The following is an 18266-nucleotide window of genomic DNA, read 5'->3' on the forward strand; positions in this document are numbered from 1 at the left end:
AGACACCCTGGAGCCATGCTGCAACTCTCCGGGCCCCACCTCCCGGACCCCGACGCCCGGTACGGCCCGTTCCCGCAACCGCCCCTGGGAGCAGGCCACCTGAGCGTCGAGTACGACCCCGAACCCTCCGCCGTCCGCGAGGCACGCGCGCAGGTGCGCAGGCAGCTGGAGGGCTGGGGGCTCGCGGAGCGCGGTGAGGTGGCGGACGTGGCGGAACTGCTCGTCGGTGAACTGGCCACCAACGCCCTGGTGCACGCCGAGAGCCGCTTCAGGCTCACGCTCTTCGCCGCGCACGGCGTCCTGCGCTGCGAGGTGGCCGACACCGAGCGCCGCGTACCCCGGGTGCTGGACGCCGGCACCGGGGAGAACGGCCGTGGGATGTTCCTGGTGGACGCGCTGGCCCAGCGCTGGGGCTGCCACCGGGACGGGCCGGGCAAGACCGTGTGGTTCGAGCTCGGCACGTGCGGATCGGACGGCTGTGGTCGGCGACGGCCGTGACGCTCCGCTGGGTTCGGCCGTCCCCGGGGCTTGCCCTGCCGCCGGGGGGCCGTTCCCGTCCGCGGGTTCGTCGTGGTTGATCGCGCAGTTCCCCGCGCCCCTGAGGTCGGACTACTCCTGCCCTCTTGTCGGCTGAGGCTCTTTGCGGTTTGTTGACCTGCATGGCTGACACCACGGGAAACACCACGGACCACGAGGCGTCGCGACACCCCCAGCCTCGTAAGGCGAGTTGGAAGTACATCGGTCCGGGCATCGTCGTCGCGGCGACCGGTGTCGGCGCGGGCGACCTGGTCGCCACACTGATCGCGGGCAGCAACTTCGGCTACACTCTCCTGTGGGCCGCGATCATCGGCTGCCTGGTGAAGATCTCCCTGGCCGAGGCGGCGGGCCGCTGGCATCTGTCCACGGGCCGCACGCTGTTCGACGGCTGGGCGAGCCTCGGCCGCTGGACGACCTGGTTCTTCGCCGTCTACGTCGTGGTCTGGGGCTTCGTCTACGGCGCGGCGGCGATGTCGTCGAGCGCGCTGCCGCTCCAGGCGCTGTTCCCCGATGTGATGGACCTGAAGTGGTGGGGCATCGCCTGCGGACTGGTCGGTCTGGTCTTCGTCTGGTTCAACAAGTACGCGGTGTTCGAGAAGGTCATGACGGTCCTGGTGGGCGTCATGTTCGTGGTGACGGTGTACCTGGCGATCCGGGTCACGCCCAACATCCCCGACGCCTTCGCGGGCCTCCTCCCGGTGCTGCCCGACGAGAAGGACTCGATCCTCAACACCCTGGGCCTGATCGGCGGCGTCGGCGGCACGATCACCCTCGCGGCCTACGGCTACTGGGTCAACGCCAAGGGCTGGACCGACACCGGCTGGATGAAGGTCATGCGTCTGGACAACCGCGTCGCCTACGCCACGACCGGCATCTTCGTGATCGCCATGCTCTTCGTCGGCGCGGAACTCCTGCACTCGGCGAACGTCGCGATCGCGAGCGGCGACAAGGGCCTGATCCAGCTGGGCGACATCCTGGAGGACGAGTACGGCGCGGCGACGGCCAAGTTCTTCCTGATCGGCTTCTTCGCCACGTCGTTCACCTCCCTGATCGGCGTCTGGCACGGCGTGAGCCTGATGTTCGCCGACTTCGTGGCCCGGCTGTCGGGCACGGGCCAGGCCAAGGGCGAGGAGGTCGCCTCGGGGACCCGCGAACGCTCCTGGCCCTTCCGCGCCTACCTGCTCTGGCTGACCTTCCCGCCCATGATCCTCCTCTTCGAGGGCCAGCCCTTCCGCCTGATCATCATCTACGGCGTCCTCGGCGCGGCCTTCCTGCCCTTCCTCGCCGGCACGCTGATCTGGCTCCTGAACTCCTCCCGGACACCTCGGGAATGGCGCAACGGCCCGCTCAGCAACGCGATGCTCGCCGTCGCGGGCCTGCTGTTCCTGGTCCTGTGCGTGAAGCAGATCTGGGACCAGCCGTGGGGCGACTTCTTCTAGGGCCTGTCGTTTGGATCAGGTCGCAGGGAACCGACAGCGCTGATCAGCGCCGGTGAGCGGGGTCTGGTGCGTGCAGATGCAAGGCGGAGGAGGGCGTCGATGCGGAGCATCGGCAACCGACGACAACGCCGCAGATGCGCGTGCCAGACCCCGCGTCTGCGGCGTGATCCAAACGACAGGCCCTAGGGCGGGAGAATGGCCGGATGACCCAGCACCCGCCACCCGGCCCGGGCTTCGGCCCGCCCCCGCCGCAGTACGCGCCGGCGCCACCCCGTACGCCCCCGCACAGCCTCCGTACACCCAGGCTCCGCCGCCGCCCCAGCAGGCGGCGGCGGGCCCGGACTTCCTGGCCGTCGACAAGCGCAACGCGGTCGTCGTCGACGCGTCCGGCGTCGCCTTCGAGACCTCAGGTCTCACGGTCGAGTTCCGCTGGCCGGAGATCCGCGGCGTCCACTACCGGGCGAGCCCGGACGGCAAGGCGCTGATGGTCGCCGTGGTCCACATGGACGGCAGGTTCTACGAGTGCGTGGTGGAGGCCAGGCCCAGGACGCGGCTTCAGGAGTGGTTCCCGCAGCTGGCCTGGGTCCTCGGCCACTACCGTCCGATGGGATAGGGGCCGCTACGGCAGCCCGTGCACATGCGGGCCCACCGCGCTGGACCACGCGTTGCCGGCCGTCGCGTCCCAGTTGGTCGACCAGGTCATCGCGCCCCTGAGGTCCGGATACGTCCGGGGCGGCTTGAACGAGCCGCAGCCCGAGCCCCTGGTCAGGCAGTCCAGGGCGCTGTTCACCACGGACGGTGCCACGTACCCGCTGCCCGCCGCCCGGGTCGAGGCCGGCACGCCCAGGCCGACCTGGGACGGGGCGAGACCGTTCTCCAGCTGGATGCAGGCCAGGGCGGTGAGGAAGTCGACCGAGCCCTGGCTGTAGACCTTGCCGTCGCAGCCGAGCATGGAACCGCTGTTGTAGTACTGCATGTTGACGACCGTGAGGATGTCCTTGATGTTCAGCGCCGTCCGGAAGTACGCGTTGGACGTCGACTGCATGTCGATCGTCTGCGGCGCCATCGTGATGATCAGCGAGGAGCCCACCTTCGCCGAGAGCGACCGCAGCGCCTGCGTCATGTAGGTGGCGTTCAGGCCGTTCTCCAGGTCGATGTCGACGCCGTCGAAGCCGTACGTCTGCATCAGGGAGTACACGGAGTTCGCGAAGTTCGCCGCGGACGCCGCGTCGTTCACCGCCACCGTGCCGCGTTCACCGCCCACCGAGATGACGACCTTCTTGCCGGCCGCCTGCTTGGCCCTGATGTCCGCCTTGAACTGGTCGACCGTGTAGCCGTTCAGTCCGGCCGAGTCCAGGGTGAAGGTCACCGCACCCGGCGTGGAGGTCGCGTCCGCGAACGAGACGGCGATGATGTCGTAGTGGGAGGGCACGTCGGAGAGCTTCTGGACCGTCGCGCCGTTGTTGAAGTTCTGCCAGTAGCCCGTCACCGCGTGCTTGGGGAGCGCGGGGCCCGGGCCGTTCGGCTTGTTCGTGGTCCCGGTCACCGCCGCCGACTTCGCCGACTCGCCCGCCGCGTTGGTCGCCGTGACCTGGAAGGAGTACGACGTCGAGGCCGCGAGGCCGGTCACCGTCGCCGAGGTGCCGGTCACCGCCGTCACCTTCGTGCCGTCGCGGTAGACGGTGTAACCCGTCGCCCCCGCGACCGCGTTCCAGGCGAGGGAGACCGAGGAGGACGTCGTGCCGGAGACGCTCAGGCCGCCCGGAGCGGACGGGACCGTCGGGCCCGGGTCCGTGCCGCCGCCCCCGTCGGGGCCGAACACCGACACGTCGTCCGCGTAGTACGCCGCCTGCCCGTACCAGCCGTGCGTGTACACCGTCACCGACGTCGTCGACGAACCCGTGGTGAAGGTCGTCGACAGCTGCTTCCAGGAGGCGGAGTCCGGCGTCCAGGTGGACACGTCCGTCGTGCCCGTGCCCGAGACACCGAGGTAGGCGTAACCGCCCCGGACCCAGGCGCCCAGCGTGTACGTCGAGCCGGGCTTCACCCTGACCGTCTGGGCGCACCGGGCGTTGTCCTGCCCCGCCGGGGTCGCCTTCAGCGCCGCCGTGCCGGTGCGCACCGGGGAGGAGACGGTCGTCCCGCTGCCCGCGGAGCAGGTCCAGTCGCTCAGGCCCGACTCGAAGCCGGCGTTCCGGGCGTTGTTGACGTCGGCGGCGGACGCCTGGCCGACGGTCGTGACAGTGAGGGCCAGGGCCGCCGTGAGGGCGCCCGACCACAGCCGCAGGGATCGTCTGTGTCTGGACATGACAAGAAAATGGTCCAGACCAACGACACTGTCAAGAGGTCCAGACCAACCTGTCGAGCAGCAGTCCGACCGCACACCCCGCCAGCAGCACGCCGGTCGACATCCACAACGCCGGCCCCGCCGGGTCCAGCACACCCGGCCGCAGCGCCAGCAACAGCACCTGCGCCGCCGCGGGAGCCGCACACGCCGCGGCCAGATGCCGCACCGGCATCTCCCGCCACGGCTCCGGATGCACCCGCGCCGCCGCCCAGGTGGCGAGTACGACGCACACCAGGTTCGGCAGGTGCACCAGCGCCAGCGCGGCACCGAACGAGCCGACGCCCCGCGGGCCGACGAACGGGCCGTACACCAGCGTCATCTGGACGTACTCGCTGACGACCAGGACGACGATGCCGACGGCCCAGCAGCGTACGAGCGTCATCAACCGCTCCCGAAGATCTCGACGTAGAGGAGGACCGCGAAGCCCAGCGCGGCCATGCCGCAGCCCGCGACCAGGGCGAGCGCCTGGAGCACCGGGGACCAGCTGCCCCGGCCCGCCACCGTCGCCGTGCCCTGCGGATCGCGCGGGTCGTAGGTGACGGTGACCCGGGTGCCCTCCGTCGTCGACCAGCCCGCCAGGTCCTCGAACTCGACCGGCGTGCCGTCGGCCGTACGGAAGGCGAAGAAGTGCCGCCGGGCGTCCGAGCGGTGGTACGGCTCCGTCTCCACCCGGACGCACTCGCCCTCCGCCCGCGCCCCGCGCCGCAGCACCCGCGCCACCGTCACCAGGCGCCGCGCGTACTTCCACGACAGCGCGCCGAACAGCGCCACGAGCAGCGCGAGCACGACGTAACCGGCGCCCGGCACCTCCATGGCTAGTGCACCTCGACCGAGTCGATGATCCGGTCCAGGTCCCCGTCCGGCAGGGACCCCCGCTGCGCGTCGACCCGGACCGCGAAGGCGGTGTCGGCCGAGTCCAGGCCTGCCAGGATCACGCCCTCGACCGGGGTGCCCTTCGGCGGTCCGCCGTCCTCGCCGGTCGCCTCGAAGGTGAAGTCGATCCGCTTCGCCTCGTCCGCGCCGGCCAGCTCCACGTCCTTCTGGCCCTTGACGTCCGCGCCCATCTGGATGCCCGCCTCGGCGGCGATCGCGGCCTGCTCGGCGGAGTTCGCCTCGGTGAAACGGAGCTGCACGGTGATGACCGAGACCTTCCTGCCGCCCTCCGTGCGCACCGCCGCGGCCGCGTTGTGCTTGCCGCGCTCACCGGCGCTCTGCTCCTCGTAGCCCTTCGGATACGAGACGTCGACGCCCTTGGTCCTCAGGGTGCCCCAGCCGTCGGGCACCGAGCCGGCGTCGGAGCTTCCGCAGCCGGTCAGGGCCACGGAGGCCGTCAGCAGGGCGGCGGCCAGGAGGGCACGGCGGGTCTTCATCGGCTTGGACTCCGTCTCGTCAGTTCGCACAGTAGCTGTAGGGAAGATAGGAGCGACCGTCCCCGCGGGGCGCCCCCAGGAACTGGGCGTCGGTCAGCGTCTCCGACTTCTTCTCCGTGCTGATCGTCATGCCCAGACTGAGCCCGAGATTCAACTCGAAGCCGTACTCGGCCGCGTTCACCTCGCCGGTGTACGTCATCCGGCTCGACCTGCCCTTGTCGAACATCAGCTGCCCGAAGGGGTCGTCGGCGCCCGGGCGGGAGGTCGGCGCGTGGTCGTCGAACATGTACTGGAAGGGCGTGGCGATCTGCTCGTTGTTGCTGTCCAGCCACCGCTCGGCGACCGCCCGGTCCGCGTCGCCCTCGGGCCCTGGGTCGAAACTGACGGAGTTGGTGACGATCTCGATGCCGGTCTGCGAGTCCGTGCCCTTCACACCGGCGTTCCCGCCCCGCTTGTCGCCGTCCTGCTTGCCGTTGTCACCACCGGCCTTGGCGCCGTCCTTCTGGCCGCCCTTCTCGACGGTCCGGGTCATGTCGACGCGGACCAGCTTGCCGGTCCCCTTGTCGTAGGTGACCGTGATGGTGCCGGTCTGCGTCGTGTTCGCCGCGTACTCGCCGCTGAGCGGGCCCGCCTCGTAGCCCACCTTGGAGCCGTACTCGATGGACGAGGAGTACGTGTACGACTTGGTGTTCTTGTAGGCGTTGTCCGTCCAGGTGACCTCGGGGGAGTACTTGAAGGTGCCGCCGAGCGCGGCACTCAGCTTCTTCTCGTCGCCCGCCGAGATCTTCAGGCCCGCCGACGCCGAGGCCTCCAGACCCACCTTGCCGTAGGTGATCTTCCGGTTGTCGCCCAGCTGGTCCTTGATCCGGTTCTGGGTGTCCTCCTCGTCCTTGAGCGGACCGGTCCCGAAGAGATAGGCGATGCTGTCGCCGAGACTGGCCTCCGCGCCCCCGGGCATGGTGCGCCGCATCTCGTACATCTGCAGCTTCTCCACGTCGTCCCGGAACCGCTGGGCCTCCTCCGGGCTCTGGAAGACCCAGGTGTCGCCGTTGGTCACCTTGATGCCGAGCCCCAGCTCCACCTTGTCGGTGCCGAACTTGCCGACCTTCATGCCCGGCTTGAAGTCCTTCTTCGCGGCGACGGACGCGGCGTCCGTGAAGGTCAGGTAGACCAGCTGGTCCTCGCCGTCGACCGTGCCGTCGCCGTTGACGTCCGTGTTCGCCTTGATGTGCTGCTCCTGGAAGCCGTACTCCTTGCCGATCTCCCAGAAGAAGATCTTCGCCTTGGAGCCCGCCTTGTCCGTGACGGAGGAGACCTGGCACAGCGCCGGCTCGAAGTCGGCGTCGGTGAGGGGCTTGCCCGGCCCGGGCCCGCCCGAGGCGCAGTCACCACCACCGGCCACCTTGCAGATCTGCGCGGCGATCTTGTCGTAGACGAGCTGCCCGACACCGGTGGCCGAGACGGCCAGGACGATCGCGGCGCTGACGACGACCATGCCGAGGTACTCGGTGCCGGTCGCGCCGCGATCGTCGAAGGCCGGTCTGTACCCGTACGTCCGTATGCCACCCCCGCCGGCCATACGGCACCCCTCCTTGCCCGAACCACGTGCCTTGGACGGCGAGAGTAGGTACGCGCACCGGCGCAAGGCGTGGGCCTCAGGGCCCAAACGGAGGCCCACCGTCAACACTGGGCCCTCCGGGACCACCGGCCCGGACCCCCCGAGCCCCCGCCCGCGACCGGCAAGATGCTCAACCTGCCCCGTTTTGACGCATCTTGTGCAACGACAGTTGCTCCTCAGCTACACAAACGCTGTTCTCCGGTCACAGAGCCGTGGATACAGTGCTGAGGTAGTCACGCAGTGAAGTCACCGAGGTGGGCCGCAGTGACAAGGCGGCGCGCCGACGGGCATGGGGAAACGGGGAGCTGCGCGTGCCAACTGCCATTGCCGTGACCAGTGCCGACATGGCACTGCCGCCACAGGACGAACGCACCCTGCCCGCCGTCGTCCTGCGGGACGTCGACCGGCGCCCGCTGGAGCAGGCCCTCGCCGACATGCAGACCCTGGTCGAGCACCACGGGCATGTGATCGTGGTCTGCTCCCAGGCCGCTCCCCTCGCCGTGCAGCGACGGCTGTACACCCTGCGCTCCCTCATGGAGACCGACCGGATCGCCCTCTTCCAGCCCGATCTGCCCCCGCTCGGACTCGCCGTCCTGGCCCGCCAGTTACGACAGCTCGCGTCCTGCGACATCAGCCCCGGCGTGCTCGCCTCGGCGGGGCGGCTGCTCGTGCACTACATCCACGCCGGCGCGCTGCTCAACTCCGTCGCCCGGCTCGACCGGGTCCCCGTCGGTCTGAAGTCGCACGCCAAGTCCTGGGTGCCCGGCAGCCAGTTCGGCGTCCTCGCCCACCCCGAGCCGCAGCTCGTCAGGATCACCCCCGAAGCCGCCCTGCCCGGCCCCGAGTTCGGCACTTGGATGCTGGTCGCCAAGGGGCAGCTCCAGTCCGACTGGGTCACCGGCACCCTGGCCCCGTCCTGGAAGGTGCAGGGCCTGCGCGAGACCCCGCTCCCGGCCGAGTCACCCGGCTGGTGGGGCACCGGCAAGCTGATCGAGTTCTGCAGTTATCTGCCCGACCTGTCGGTCCTCTACCAACTGGTCACCTCCGTACGGCGGACCCGCTGCCACTGGTGCGGCATCGACGTCATCGGCGACCGCTGCGTGTTCTGCTCGGCCACGCCGCCCGTCCCCGACCAACCCCGCCAGAACCCGCACGAGAACCAAACACCGGTCGGGTGAGTCCTGAACCACAGGGCGCGCCACGGGACTCGCGTCCCAGGGACCTGGCCCAGGCCCGTACGGACCACCGCTCACACCCATTCGTTTCCGCTCGACCGATATCCCCAATGAGGTTGTACGGTTCATGAACTCCCGTCAGCGCCGCGGCGTGATTCTCCTGCTCCTGTCGGTCGTCTGCGCCCTCGGCGCCTTCGCCGGCGTGCTGTCCGTCATCAGCGACGTGAAGTCCAAGGTCGGCCCCGAGGTCACCGCCTACCGGCTCAAGTCGGACGTACCGCCCTACACCACCCTCAGCACGGGCCAGTTCGAGAAGATCAAGATGCCCGAACGGTGGCTGTCGGACAACGCCGTCACCGACCTGCGCGAGATCCAGGGCAAGATCGCCGTGACCACGCTGCAAGCGGGCTCGCTGCTCCAGTCCGACATGATCGTCCGCCAGCCGGCCCTGCAGCCCGGGCAGCAGGAGGTCGCCATCATGATCGACGCGGCGACCGGCGTGGCCGGCAAGATCACACCCGGATCCTCGGTCAACGTCTACGCCACCTTCGAAGGCAAGCGCGAGGGCGACCCCGACCAGTCGAAGATCATCGTGACGAACGCCAAGGTCCTCGACGTCGGCGAACTCACCGCGCTGAAACCGGACGAGAACAACCGTACCCAGCAGCCCACCGACGCCGTCCCCATCACCTTCGCGCTGTCCGCCCTGGACGCCCAGCGCCTCACCTACGCCGAGTCGTTCGCCCAGCGCGTCCGGCTCGCCCTGGTCGCGCCCGGCAGCGACACCACCGTCCCCGAGCAGGACCGGACGTACGAACTCGCGAAGGACAAGTGAGAGGCTCGCATGCCCACGAGGATCCTCCCGGCAGTCGGTGACGCGGACGCGGTCCGGTCGATCACGACGCTCCTCAGCCAGCTCCCGGACGCCGAGCCGGTCGCCCCGGTGGTCGACTCCACCCAGCTCATCGACACCCTCGCGCGGCTGGCCGCCGAGTCCGTCGACGAACTGCCCGAGGTCGTGGTCGTGCACGAGCGCATCGGCCCGGTCCCCGCGCTGGAACTGATCCGCGAAGTCGCCCTGCGCTTCCCGGCCGTCGGCGTCATCCTCGTCACCTCGGACGCGAGCCCCGGCCTCATGCAGGCCGCCATGGACTACGGCGCCCGCGGCATGGTCGCCCTGCCCCTGAGCTACGAGGAACTCGCCAGCCGCGTCCAGGCGGTCGCCCAGTGGTCCGTCGGCGTACGCCGGCACCTGGGCGCCGGCGCCGACGTGTTCACCGGTGTCGGAGGCACGGTGGTCACGGTGAGCGGAGCCAAGGGCGGCGTGGGCACGACCCTGACGGCGATCCAACTGGCCCTCGCCGCCCAGGCCTCCGGCCGCAGCACGGCGCTGGTCGACATGGACCTGCAGACCGGTGACGTGGCCTCGTACCTGGACGTCCAGTTCCGCCGGTCCGTGGTCGACCTGGCCGCCATCACGGACATCTCCCCGCGTGTCCTGGCCGACGCGGTCTTCCGCCACGACACCGGACTCGTCCTGCTCCTCGCCCCGGCCGAAGGGGAACGCGGCGAGGACGTCACCGACCGCGCCGCCCGCCAGATCGTCAGCGCCCTGCGCTCCCGCTACGAGGTCGTCGTCATCGACTGCGGCGCCCAGCTGAACGGCGCGGGAGCGGCCGCCGTGGAGATGGCCGACAGAGCCCTGCTGATCACGACGCCGGACGTGGTCGCGGTACGGGGCGCCAAGCGTGCGGTGCGGATGTGGGACCGGCTCCAGATCCGCAAGGCGGAGGAGACAACCGTCGTCGTCAACCGGTACTCGCGCGGTACGGAGATCCAGCCGCCGCTGATCCAGAAGATCACCGGCACGGCCGTCGCGGCCACCGCGGTCCCCGCCAACTTCAAGGAACTCCAGAGCGTCGTGGACGCGGGCCGCATCCACGAACTGGAGAGCAAGAGCACGGTGAAGCAGGCCCTGTGGGGCCTGGCCGGCGAACTGGGGCTGGTCAAGGTCACCGAGGGCGCCCAGAAGGCGGGCCGGTTGCGGGGGGACCGGGGGTCGGTGAACTTCCGGCGGCGCAAGGAGGGAGGGGGATGAGAATGCCCGGGTTCGCGAGACGGCGGGACGACGGCCAGGTCACCATCGAGTTCCTCGGCATGATGCCGACGATCATCGTGACGCTGGTGGTGCTGTGGCAGCTCGTGCTGGTGGGCTACACCTACACGCTCGCGGGGAATGCCGCGGATGAAGCGGTGCGGGCGGGGACGGCGGCGGAGCCGGGCGAGCGGGCCGCCGCGTGCCGGGCAGCCGGACTGGACAAGCTGTCGGACGCGTGGCGGGCCGGCGCCGAGGTGGACTGCCCCACCGGTGGCGGCTATGTCACCTCGGACGTCGGGCTCGAGGTCCCCGTCCTCTTCCCGGGCGCGATCTCCTTCCCGTTCACGGTCAGGGGCCACGCGGGTGCGGTCGAGGAGGTGAAGTGAGATGGCGTACGTCCGTAGAGAGCGCGACCGCGGCCAGGTCGCCATCGAGTACCTCGGGTTCCTCCCGATCCTGCTGCTCGTCGCCATGGCGGCCGTACAGCTCGGGCTGATCGCCTACACGGCGCAGCAGGCGGGGACGGCGGCACGGGCGGGGGCGCGCAGCGCGTCTCTCCAGCCGAGCAGCGCCCAACAGGCCTGCACGATCGCGGTCAGCAACTGGCTGGCCGACGGAACCGACTGTTCCGAGGCGCCGGGAGGTGACGAGGTCACGGTCACCGCCTCCGTCGACATCCCGTCCATCGTCCCCGGCTGGGAGTTCGACCCGGCACGCAAGACCGCCACGATGCCGCTCGACCACTGAACGACGAGCAAGGAGCACCGGACGTATGAGCCTGCGAGCACGCATCAACTCCCCGGAGGAGAACGGCAACCGGGGCGAGGACGGCCACATGGTCGCCTCCTACCGGGCCAAGCTCCTGGAGGAGATCGACCTCGCGGAGATGAGTTCGCTGGTCGCCGCCGAGCGCAGAGCGCGGCTGGAGCGGGTGCTCGGGCACATCATCAGCCGTGAGGGCCCGGTGCTGTCGACGGTGGAGCGTTCGCAGCTGATCCGCAGGGTGGTCGACGAGGCGCTGGGCCTCGGCATCCTGGAGCCGCTGCTGGAGGACGCCTCCATCACGGAGATCATGGTCAACGGCCCGGACGCGATCTTCGTGGAGCGCGGCGGCCGCGTGGAGCAGCTGCCGATGCGCTTCGCCTCGAACGACCAGCTGATGCAGACGATCGAGCGGATCGTCTCGACGGTCAACCGCCGCGTGGACGAGTCGAACCCGATGGTCGACGCCCGCCTCCCCTCCGGCGAACGCGTCAACGTCATCATCCCGCCCCTGTCCCTGACCGGCGCCACCCTCACCATCCGCCGCTTCCCACGCTCCTTCACCCTCCAGGAGCTGATCGGCCTGGGCTCGCTGGACGAGCACATGCTGTACCTGCTGGCGGGACTGGTGCAGGCGAAGTTCAACATCATCGTCTCGGGCGCGACGGGCACCGGCAAGACGACCCTGCTGAACGCGCTCTCCGGGCTCATCCCCGAGGGCGAGCGCATCATCACCATCGAGGACTCGGCCGAACTCCAGCTCCAGCAGGCGCACGTGATCCGCCTGGAATCCCGCCCGGCGAACGTGGAGGGCAAGGGCCAGATCACCATCCGCGACCTGGTGCGCAACTCCCTGCGTATGCGCCCCGACCGCATCGTCGTCGGTGAGGTCCGCGGCGGCGAGTCGCTGGACATGCTCCAGGCGATGTCGACGGGCCACGACGGCTCGCTGGCCACCGTCCACGCCAACAGCGCGGAGGACGCGCTGATGCGCCTGCAGACCCTGGCCTCCATGTCGGAGGTGGAGATCCCCTTCGTGGCGCTGCACGACCAGATCAACAGCGCGGTCGATGTCATCGTCCAGCTCACCCGGTTCGCGGACGGCGCCCGCCGCATCACCGAGATCGCGCTGCTGGAGAGCCACGGCAGCGAACCGTACCGACTGGTCACGGTCGCCCGCTTCAACGCCCGGCCCATGGCGGCGGACGGTCGTATCCACGGCGCCTTCGAGTACCACCCCCTCCCGCGCCGCACCGCCGACCGCCTCTACATGGCGAGCCAGCCCATTCCCCAGGCCTTCGGCATCGCCCAGTCCGCGGACCAGCTAGCCACCCGAGAAGCCAGGTAGGAACCGTCCCCATGGAACTGCACACGCTCATCACGCTCACGACCGGCATCACCTTGCTGACCTGCGTCCTGACGGTCATGGGCCTGCACTCCTACGCCATGGGCAAGGCGCAGCGGCAAGCGCTCGTCGACCGTCTGTCGGCCACCGGCCAGATCCAGGTCGGCGGCCGGCGCCGGAACTTCCGCGGGATCGACCGCCGCCTGCGGCGCACCAAGCTCGGCAAGAAACTGGAACTGCGCCTGGCCGCCACCGGCCTGGACATCACCCCCGGCGAGTTCTTCGTCTACATGCTCGCCACGGTCGCCGGCCTGTGGCTGATCGGCCAGGCGGCCCTGGCCCCGTTCTTCGGCCCGCTGGCCGGCCTGCTGGGCATCTGGGCGGCCCTGCAGTTCCTCAACTGGCAGCGGCAGAAACGGATCGAGCAGTTCATCAACCAGCTCCCGGAACTGGCCCGCATCCTCGCCAACGCGACCCAGGCCGGACTCGCGCTGCGCACGGCGATCGGCATGGCCGCGGAGGAACTGGAGGCCCCGGCGGGCGAGGAACTCGGCAAGGTGGCCGACCAACTGGCGATCGGCGCGTCGATGGACGACGCCCTCGGCGAACTCGCCGACCGCCTCCCCTCCCGTGAACTGGTCGTCCTGGTCACCACGCTGGTGCTGTCCAACCGCGCGGGCGGCCAGGTGGTCAGCGCGCTGCGGAACCTGACAGAGACGCTGGAGGAACGCAAGGAGACGCGACGGGAGGTCCGCACGCAGCTGTCGCAGGTGAACATGACGTCGTATGCGGTGCCGGTGCTGGGCGTGGGCTCCCTGTTCCTGATGAACGGCGTGAAGGACGGGGCGCTGGAGCGCATGACGGGCTCACCGTTCGGCCAGGGGGCGGTCATCATCGCCTTCTCCCTCTACGCCGTCGGCTTCATCCTCATCCGCCGCCTGTCCCGCATCGACGTCTGAGAAGGCCGGAGCCGAATCATGGGACTTCTTCTCGCACTGGTCATGGGCCTCAGCGTCTGGGGCGCCTTCGCCGGCATCCGCATGTACCGGGCCGAGGCCAAACTGCCCGGCGACCTCGCGCTCGCCCTGGAGGTCGGCTCCACCCGTACCGGCGCGGTGGACTCGCTCATCGACCGCCTGGGCATGCGCTACGCCCCCGCGGTGCTGCGCCTGATGGGCCCCAAGCAGGTCGCCAAGTACCGACGCAAGATCGACCTCGCGGGCAACCCCGGCGGCCTGACCATCGACCGCTACGCGGCCCGCCGGGCGGTGTACGGGGCGCTGGGCGGGGTCGGCTTCCTGGTCTTCCTGATGCGGGGCCAGCTCGTCGTGGCACTGCTCCTGCTCGCCTTCGGGGCGTTCTGGACGGAGGTCGGCATCTGGGCGGCGATCCGCATCCGCAAGGACGTGATCGAGCGGACCCTGCCGGACTTCCTGGACGTGCTGGCGGTCGTGGTGAGCGCGGGCCTGGGCTTCCGCCAGGCCCTGGACCGCGTCGCCTCGAAGTACGAGGGCCCCTGGGCCGACGAACTGCGCATCACCCTGCGCCAGATGGACCTGGGCATGAGCCGCCGCCAGGCCTTCGCGGAACTGCGCCGCCGCAACGACTCCGAGCAGGTCGCCATGTTCGTCACGGCGTTGCAGCAGGGTGAGGAACTGGGCGCCCCGATCGTCGACACGCTGGTGGCCCTCGCCAAGGACATGCGCCGTACGGACGCCCAGAACGCCCGCCGCAAGGCCGCGCGTGCCGTTCCCAAGGCCACGATGATGATCACGACCTTCATGGTCCCGGCCACAATGCTCCTCCTCGGCGCCGGCCTGATCCTGGGCTCGGGCACCGACTTCGGCGTTGTCACGGGCGAGTAGGGGGCGACACCATGTCGATGACGGGAGAACGCACCGGGCGGCTGCGCCGCCGCCCGAGAACACCGGAGATCACCACCCCACCGGCAGGCACCGTCCTGCCGGCCCACGTCCGCACAGGCGCCCCCGACATCCCGGTGACGTCGGCGACACCGGCGCTGCCGCCGGGGTGGGAGCGGGCGGACGCGCTGGCGGACGCGCCGGTGGGCAGGGCGTTCGGTGGGGCGGTGGGCGGGGCGCTCACGGCCATGCCGGTATCCGCGAACGGCGGTTCGGCCACCGACGGTGCTCAGCTCCCACCGGGTCCACCCGCACCCGGCAACGAAAGCCGCACGGGTTCCGCGGGTGGTACGGCCGGGAAGCCGATCCCGGTCGAAGGCCGGGCGAAACCCGCCCCCGAACACCCGGCGATACCCATCCAGATCAACGCCCTGCAGGCCATGTGCCGGCAGGTCTTCGGCTTCCGGCTGGCCATGATCGCCCTGGCCACCCCCACCGCCCTCATCAACGCCAACGAGGGCCTCCCCACCCGCCTGGTGGGCGCGGCCGTGGTCGTCACCTTCATGACCTCCTACGTCCTGTTCAGGGACTGGGAACGCTTCGGCCCCCTCCTCCTGCGCCACCCCACTCTCCTGGCCGCGGACACCCTCTTCGGCGCCCTCCTGCTCATCTCGGCGGGCCCGGGCAGCACCCTCGCCTACGTCAGTGTCTGCACCCCTCTCCTCGCCGGCCTGGTCTACGGCTGGCGCGGAGCGGCCGTGTTCGCCTCCCTGCAGGCGCTGCTGCTCCTCCTGATCCAGGCGGCGATGGAGGACCCCCAGCCCGGCATCGCCGAGTCGTCCCTCCTCCCCGGCCTCTGTGTCATCGCCGGAGCCGTCGGCTCCAGCCTCCGCAACCTCATGCTCCGCTTCGGCGCGGCCACCCAGGCTCTGACGACGGTCCAGGCCCGCCTGGCCGTCACGGAGGCGGTCGGCGCGGAACGGGCCCGGCTGGCCCGCGAGATGCACGACTCGGTCGCCAAGACCCTGCACGGCGTGGCCCTGGCCGCAGACGGTCTGGCGGGCTCGGCGGGCGCCGCCCACATGGACGCGGCCCTGGTGAAGCAGCAGGCCGACCTGGTCGCCCGGTCGGCCCGCCGAGCCGCGGCCGAATCCCGCGAGCTCCTGGCGGACCTGCGCCGCGAATCGGATCCCGGCCAGGGCACGGACGTCCTGGTCGAACTGGCCGCGCGCACCCGGGACTTCAGCGCCCGCACGGGCCTCCCGGCGGTCTACCGCCCCACCGGTGACCACTCCGTACCCCCCGTGCCGCCCGCCGTGGCCCGCCAGCTCCTCACCATCGCCTCGGAGGCCATGGAGAATGCCCACCGCCACGCGGGCCCGACCCGGGTCGACGTCCGCGCGGGCGTCCACGGCGACCTGCTCCGCATCAGCGTCTACGACGACGGCCGCGGCCTCCCGCCCGGAACCACCCTCGAACAACTGCGCCGAGCGGGCCACTTCGGCTTGGTCGGCATGGTCGAGCGGGCGGCCTCGGTGGGCGCCCGCATCCGCATCGGCCGGGGCGGCCACCCCAAGGGAACGGAAGTCCGCCTGGAGCTACCGCTGGCGGCCCTGACCGCACCACCAGGCTGACCACCCATGACATCCCTGACCACGCCGAACACGTCCCCCACGACACGAGAGGAGGCAGCCGATGCCGGACCAGACGACCCCACACCCCGGCGCCTCACAGCCGCCACCGCAACAGAACCCGTTCGACTTCCCGCAGCCCGCACAGCCGAGCCGACTCAGGGTCGTCGTGGCCGATGACAACCCGGTGGTCCGCGCCGGCCTCACCGCCCTGCTCTCCGGCCGCGAGGACATCACGGTCGTGGCGGAGGCGGCCGACGGCCGCGAGGCCTACGAGGCCGCCCAACAGCACCAGCCGGACGTCGTCCTCCTCGACGTCCGCATGCCCGGCGTGGACGGCATCTCGGCGCTCCCGTACCTGGTGCGGATCGCCCCGGTCGTCATGCTGACCTACAGCAGGGAGTCGGAGATCGTCCAGGAGGCCCTCCGCCGAGGGGCGGGCGGCTACCTGGTCCACGGCGAGTTCACGGCCGGTCAGCTGGTCGACGCGGTCAGGGACATCAAGCAGGGCCGGGCCCACTTCACCCCCACGGCGGCGGGAGCACTGCTGGCCCAACTCCGGCAGGGCCAGGGGCAGGGACACGGCCAAGGTCCGGGGAACTCGCCGCTACCGGATGGACTGGGACAGGCGAATGCGAATGCATACGGAAATTCCGCTTCCGCATGGTCGCATAATCAACCCCAACAACCCGCTCAACCAGCAGAAATGCCCCTCCCGCACGTCCCACCCCCACCCACTTCCCCAGAAAACCTTTCGCAAGTGCAACCGGATGTGGGACAGTCTTCGTCTGGGTGGACGAGTGGCCGTCCGGCCGCTCCCGACAGGTCGCGGTTCCAACTGAGCACGAGGGAGGCGGAGATCATGGACCTCATCGCGTCCGGCATGAACAACCAGCAGATCGCCGCCACCTGCTTCATCAGCGAGAAGACGGTCAAGAACCACATCAACCGCATCTTCGCCAAGCTCCACAGCACCAGCCGCTCCGAGGCCGCGGCGAAGTGGCTCGGCACGGCACCGGGCTCATACCGAGGACTGGGGTGACCTTCGGTGACGGTATGGGGGAAGAGTTCGTTGGGCCCGCGCGATTGGGCCCTGGATTGGGCCCTGGGACCCTCTGGTGGACGGGGTGTTCCGCCGTACGTTTCTCGTGTCGAAAGCGGCACCGGCAAGGAGGAAACCGGAAACGCCGTTAGCGCCCAAGAGACGTGTACGTCGGCCGGTAGGCGGCCGGCCGGTACTGGAGGGGAACACCACCATGAGCAACTGGATCAACACCACCGTCTCGTACCTGCAGGCCCGCGCAGCTCGCAACGACAAGGGACAGACCGCGGTCGAGTACCTGGGGATCATTGCGGTGGTCGTGGCGATCGTGTTGGCGATCACGGGTACGGATATCGGCCAGTCCATCTTCGAGGCGATCACCGACAAGATCACCGAGGTCACCGACGGCTGATGAGGCCCCGTAAGTACAGCGACGCAGGGCAGGCCTTCCCCATCTACATCACGGTGGTGGCGGGCCTGCTCTTCCTTGCGTTCGCGTACCTTGCGGTCGGCCAGGCCGCGGCGACACGGAACGGCGCGCAGACGGCGGCGGACGCAGCTGCCCTCGGGGCTGCGCAGGATCAGCGGAACCAACTCGTGGGCAGATGGCTGGACAACCTGCTCAATCCGGACCTCTGGCAGGACATCCTCCAAGGGAAGGTGGAGGGGCTCGACCCCTCATGCTGGCGGGCGCAGCAACTCGCCGACGCCAACGACGCACACGTCGTGGGAGGCGGCTGCGAGCCCGAGTTGGACCCGCTGGGCTACACGGTCGAGGTCAAGACGAACGATCCCGTCGGCGACAGCATCGTCCCCGGCACGGAAAGTACGTACGCCACGGCAGAAGCCAGGGCCGTGATCGAGCCGCGCTGTTCCTTGCAACCGCCCGAGGAGGGCAACGACAACGACGAGGACCTGCCGCAGCTCAACTGCGGAGGCAAGGACTGGGACCTCGACGCAGACGATCCCTCGGATCTGCCCGGTCCCGATGACCTCTTCGACGTCCATCTGGCCGACTGATAAAGATTGACGAACAAAGG

General features: G+C 70.0%; 19 protein-coding genes and 1 pseudogene. 15 read left to right on the forward strand and 5 right to left on the reverse strand.

Annotated elements, in window-relative coordinates; genetic code table 11:
• The first annotated feature begins 15 nt into the window (after positions 1-15).
• The 3 genes and pseudogenes from ABZ192_RS32150 (at position 16) to ABZ192_RS32160 (ending at position 2589) form a co-directional block, all read left to right on the forward strand.
• The gene (locus tag ABZ192_RS32150) at positions 16-498 is read left to right on the forward strand and encodes an ATP-binding protein (RefSeq protein ID WP_356927999.1); all 483 of its coding nucleotides are present in this window, start codon (positions 16-18) and stop codon (positions 496-498) included.
• Between the two features lie 161 nt (positions 499-659).
• Complete coding sequence (locus tag ABZ192_RS32155) at positions 660-1976, forward strand: Nramp family divalent metal transporter (protein ID WP_356928000.1); 1317 nt, start codon at positions 660-662, stop codon at positions 1974-1976.
• A 203-nt stretch (positions 1977-2179) separates the two neighbouring features.
• Positions 2180-2589, forward strand: a pseudogene (locus ABZ192_RS32160) (hypothetical protein).
• A 6-nt stretch (positions 2590-2595) separates the two neighbouring features.
• Here the strand turns inward: ABZ192_RS32160 and ABZ192_RS32165 are convergent.
• The 5 genes from ABZ192_RS32165 to ABZ192_RS32185 are packed head-to-tail and all read right to left on the reverse strand — an operon-like array spanning position 2596 to position 7272.
• Positions 2596-4284, reverse strand: coding sequence for a glycoside hydrolase family 18 protein (locus ABZ192_RS32165; protein WP_356928001.1), 1689 nt, complete (start codon positions 4282-4284; stop codon positions 2596-2598).
• A gap of 31 nt (positions 4285-4315) precedes the next feature.
• A complete protein-coding gene (locus ABZ192_RS32170) occupies positions 4316-4705 on the reverse strand; it encodes a hypothetical protein (RefSeq protein WP_356928002.1) in 390 nt (129 codons plus the stop codon).
• Positions 4705-5136 carry a DUF3592 domain-containing protein gene (locus ABZ192_RS32175; protein ID WP_356928003.1) on the reverse strand — a complete coding sequence of 144 codons (432 nt, stop codon included), beginning with the start codon at positions 5134-5136 and terminating at the stop codon, positions 4705-4707. The genes ABZ192_RS32170 and ABZ192_RS32175 overlap by 1 nt, the downstream gene beginning before the upstream one ends.
• A gap of 2 nt (positions 5137-5138) precedes the next feature.
• Positions 5139-5693 (reverse strand): hypothetical protein, encoded by a 555-nt coding sequence (locus tag ABZ192_RS32180; RefSeq protein WP_356928004.1) that lies wholly within the window; start codon positions 5691-5693, stop codon positions 5139-5141.
• A 19-nt stretch (positions 5694-5712) separates the two neighbouring features.
• Entirely contained in the window at positions 5713-7272 is a 1560-nt protein-coding gene (locus tag ABZ192_RS32185; RefSeq protein ID WP_356928005.1) for a hypothetical protein, read from the reverse strand.
• 383 nt (positions 7273-7655) lie between these two features.
• On the opposite strand from ABZ192_RS32185, the gene ABZ192_RS32190 reads away from it, so the two are divergent.
• From ABZ192_RS32190 to ABZ192_RS32245, 12 genes are all read left to right on the forward strand, one after another.
• Positions 7656-8489 carry a hypothetical protein gene (locus tag ABZ192_RS32190; RefSeq protein WP_356928034.1) on the forward strand — a complete coding sequence of 278 codons (834 nt, stop codon included), beginning with the start codon at positions 7656-7658 and terminating at the stop codon, positions 8487-8489.
• 124 nt (positions 8490-8613) lie between these two features.
• Positions 8614-9321, forward strand: a complete 708-nt coding sequence (cpaB, locus tag ABZ192_RS32195; protein ID WP_356928006.1) for a Flp pilus assembly protein CpaB — start codon at positions 8614-8616, stop codon at positions 9319-9321.
• A 9-nt stretch (positions 9322-9330) separates the two neighbouring features.
• On the forward strand, positions 9331-10584 hold the full coding sequence (locus tag ABZ192_RS32200) for an AAA family ATPase (protein ID WP_356928007.1): 1254 nt from the start codon (positions 9331-9333) through the stop codon (positions 10582-10584).
• Complete coding sequence (locus tag ABZ192_RS32205) at positions 10581-10970, forward strand: TadE/TadG family type IV pilus assembly protein (protein WP_356928008.1); 390 nt, start codon at positions 10581-10583, stop codon at positions 10968-10970. Before ABZ192_RS32200 ends, ABZ192_RS32205 begins: the two co-directional genes overlap by 4 nt.
• A 1-nt stretch (position 10971) precedes the next feature.
• On the forward strand, positions 10972-11331 hold the full coding sequence (locus ABZ192_RS32210; RefSeq protein WP_356928009.1) for a TadE/TadG family type IV pilus assembly protein: 360 nt from the start codon (positions 10972-10974) through the stop codon (positions 11329-11331).
• A gap of 25 nt (positions 11332-11356) precedes the next feature.
• A complete protein-coding gene (locus tag ABZ192_RS32215; protein WP_356928010.1) occupies positions 11357-12694 on the forward strand; it encodes a CpaF family protein in 1338 nt (445 codons plus the stop codon).
• A gap of 11 nt (positions 12695-12705) precedes the next feature.
• Positions 12706-13650: a type II secretion system F family protein gene (locus ABZ192_RS32220; RefSeq protein WP_356928011.1), complete on the forward strand. Its 945-nt coding sequence runs from the start codon at positions 12706-12708 to the stop codon at positions 13648-13650.
• 18 nt (positions 13651-13668) lie between these two features.
• Entirely contained in the window at positions 13669-14556 is an 888-nt protein-coding gene (locus tag ABZ192_RS32225) for a DUF5936 domain-containing protein (RefSeq protein WP_356928012.1), read from the forward strand.
• An 11-nt stretch (positions 14557-14567) separates the two neighbouring features.
• Entirely contained in the window at positions 14568-16187 is a 1620-nt protein-coding gene (locus tag ABZ192_RS32230; protein WP_356928013.1) for an ATP-binding protein, read from the forward strand.
• Positions 16188-16248: 61 nt separating this feature from the next.
• Positions 16249-17226 carry a response regulator transcription factor gene (locus ABZ192_RS32235; protein ID WP_356928014.1) on the forward strand — a complete coding sequence of 326 codons (978 nt, stop codon included), beginning with the start codon at positions 16249-16251 and terminating at the stop codon, positions 17224-17226.
• A gap of 214 nt (positions 17227-17440) precedes the next feature.
• On the forward strand, positions 17441-17638 hold the full coding sequence (locus tag ABZ192_RS32240; protein WP_356928015.1) for a hypothetical protein: 198 nt from the start codon (positions 17441-17443) through the stop codon (positions 17636-17638).
• Positions 17638-18246 (forward strand): pilus assembly protein TadG-related protein, encoded by a 609-nt coding sequence (locus ABZ192_RS32245; protein WP_356928016.1) that lies wholly within the window; start codon positions 17638-17640, stop codon positions 18244-18246. The genes ABZ192_RS32240 and ABZ192_RS32245 overlap by 1 nt, the downstream gene beginning before the upstream one ends.
• Positions 18247-18266: the final 20 nt, after the last annotated feature.

Source organism: Streptomyces sp. NPDC006235 (assembly GCF_040613735.1).
Taxonomy (GTDB): domain Bacteria; phylum Actinomycetota; class Actinomycetes; order Streptomycetales; family Streptomycetaceae; genus Streptomyces.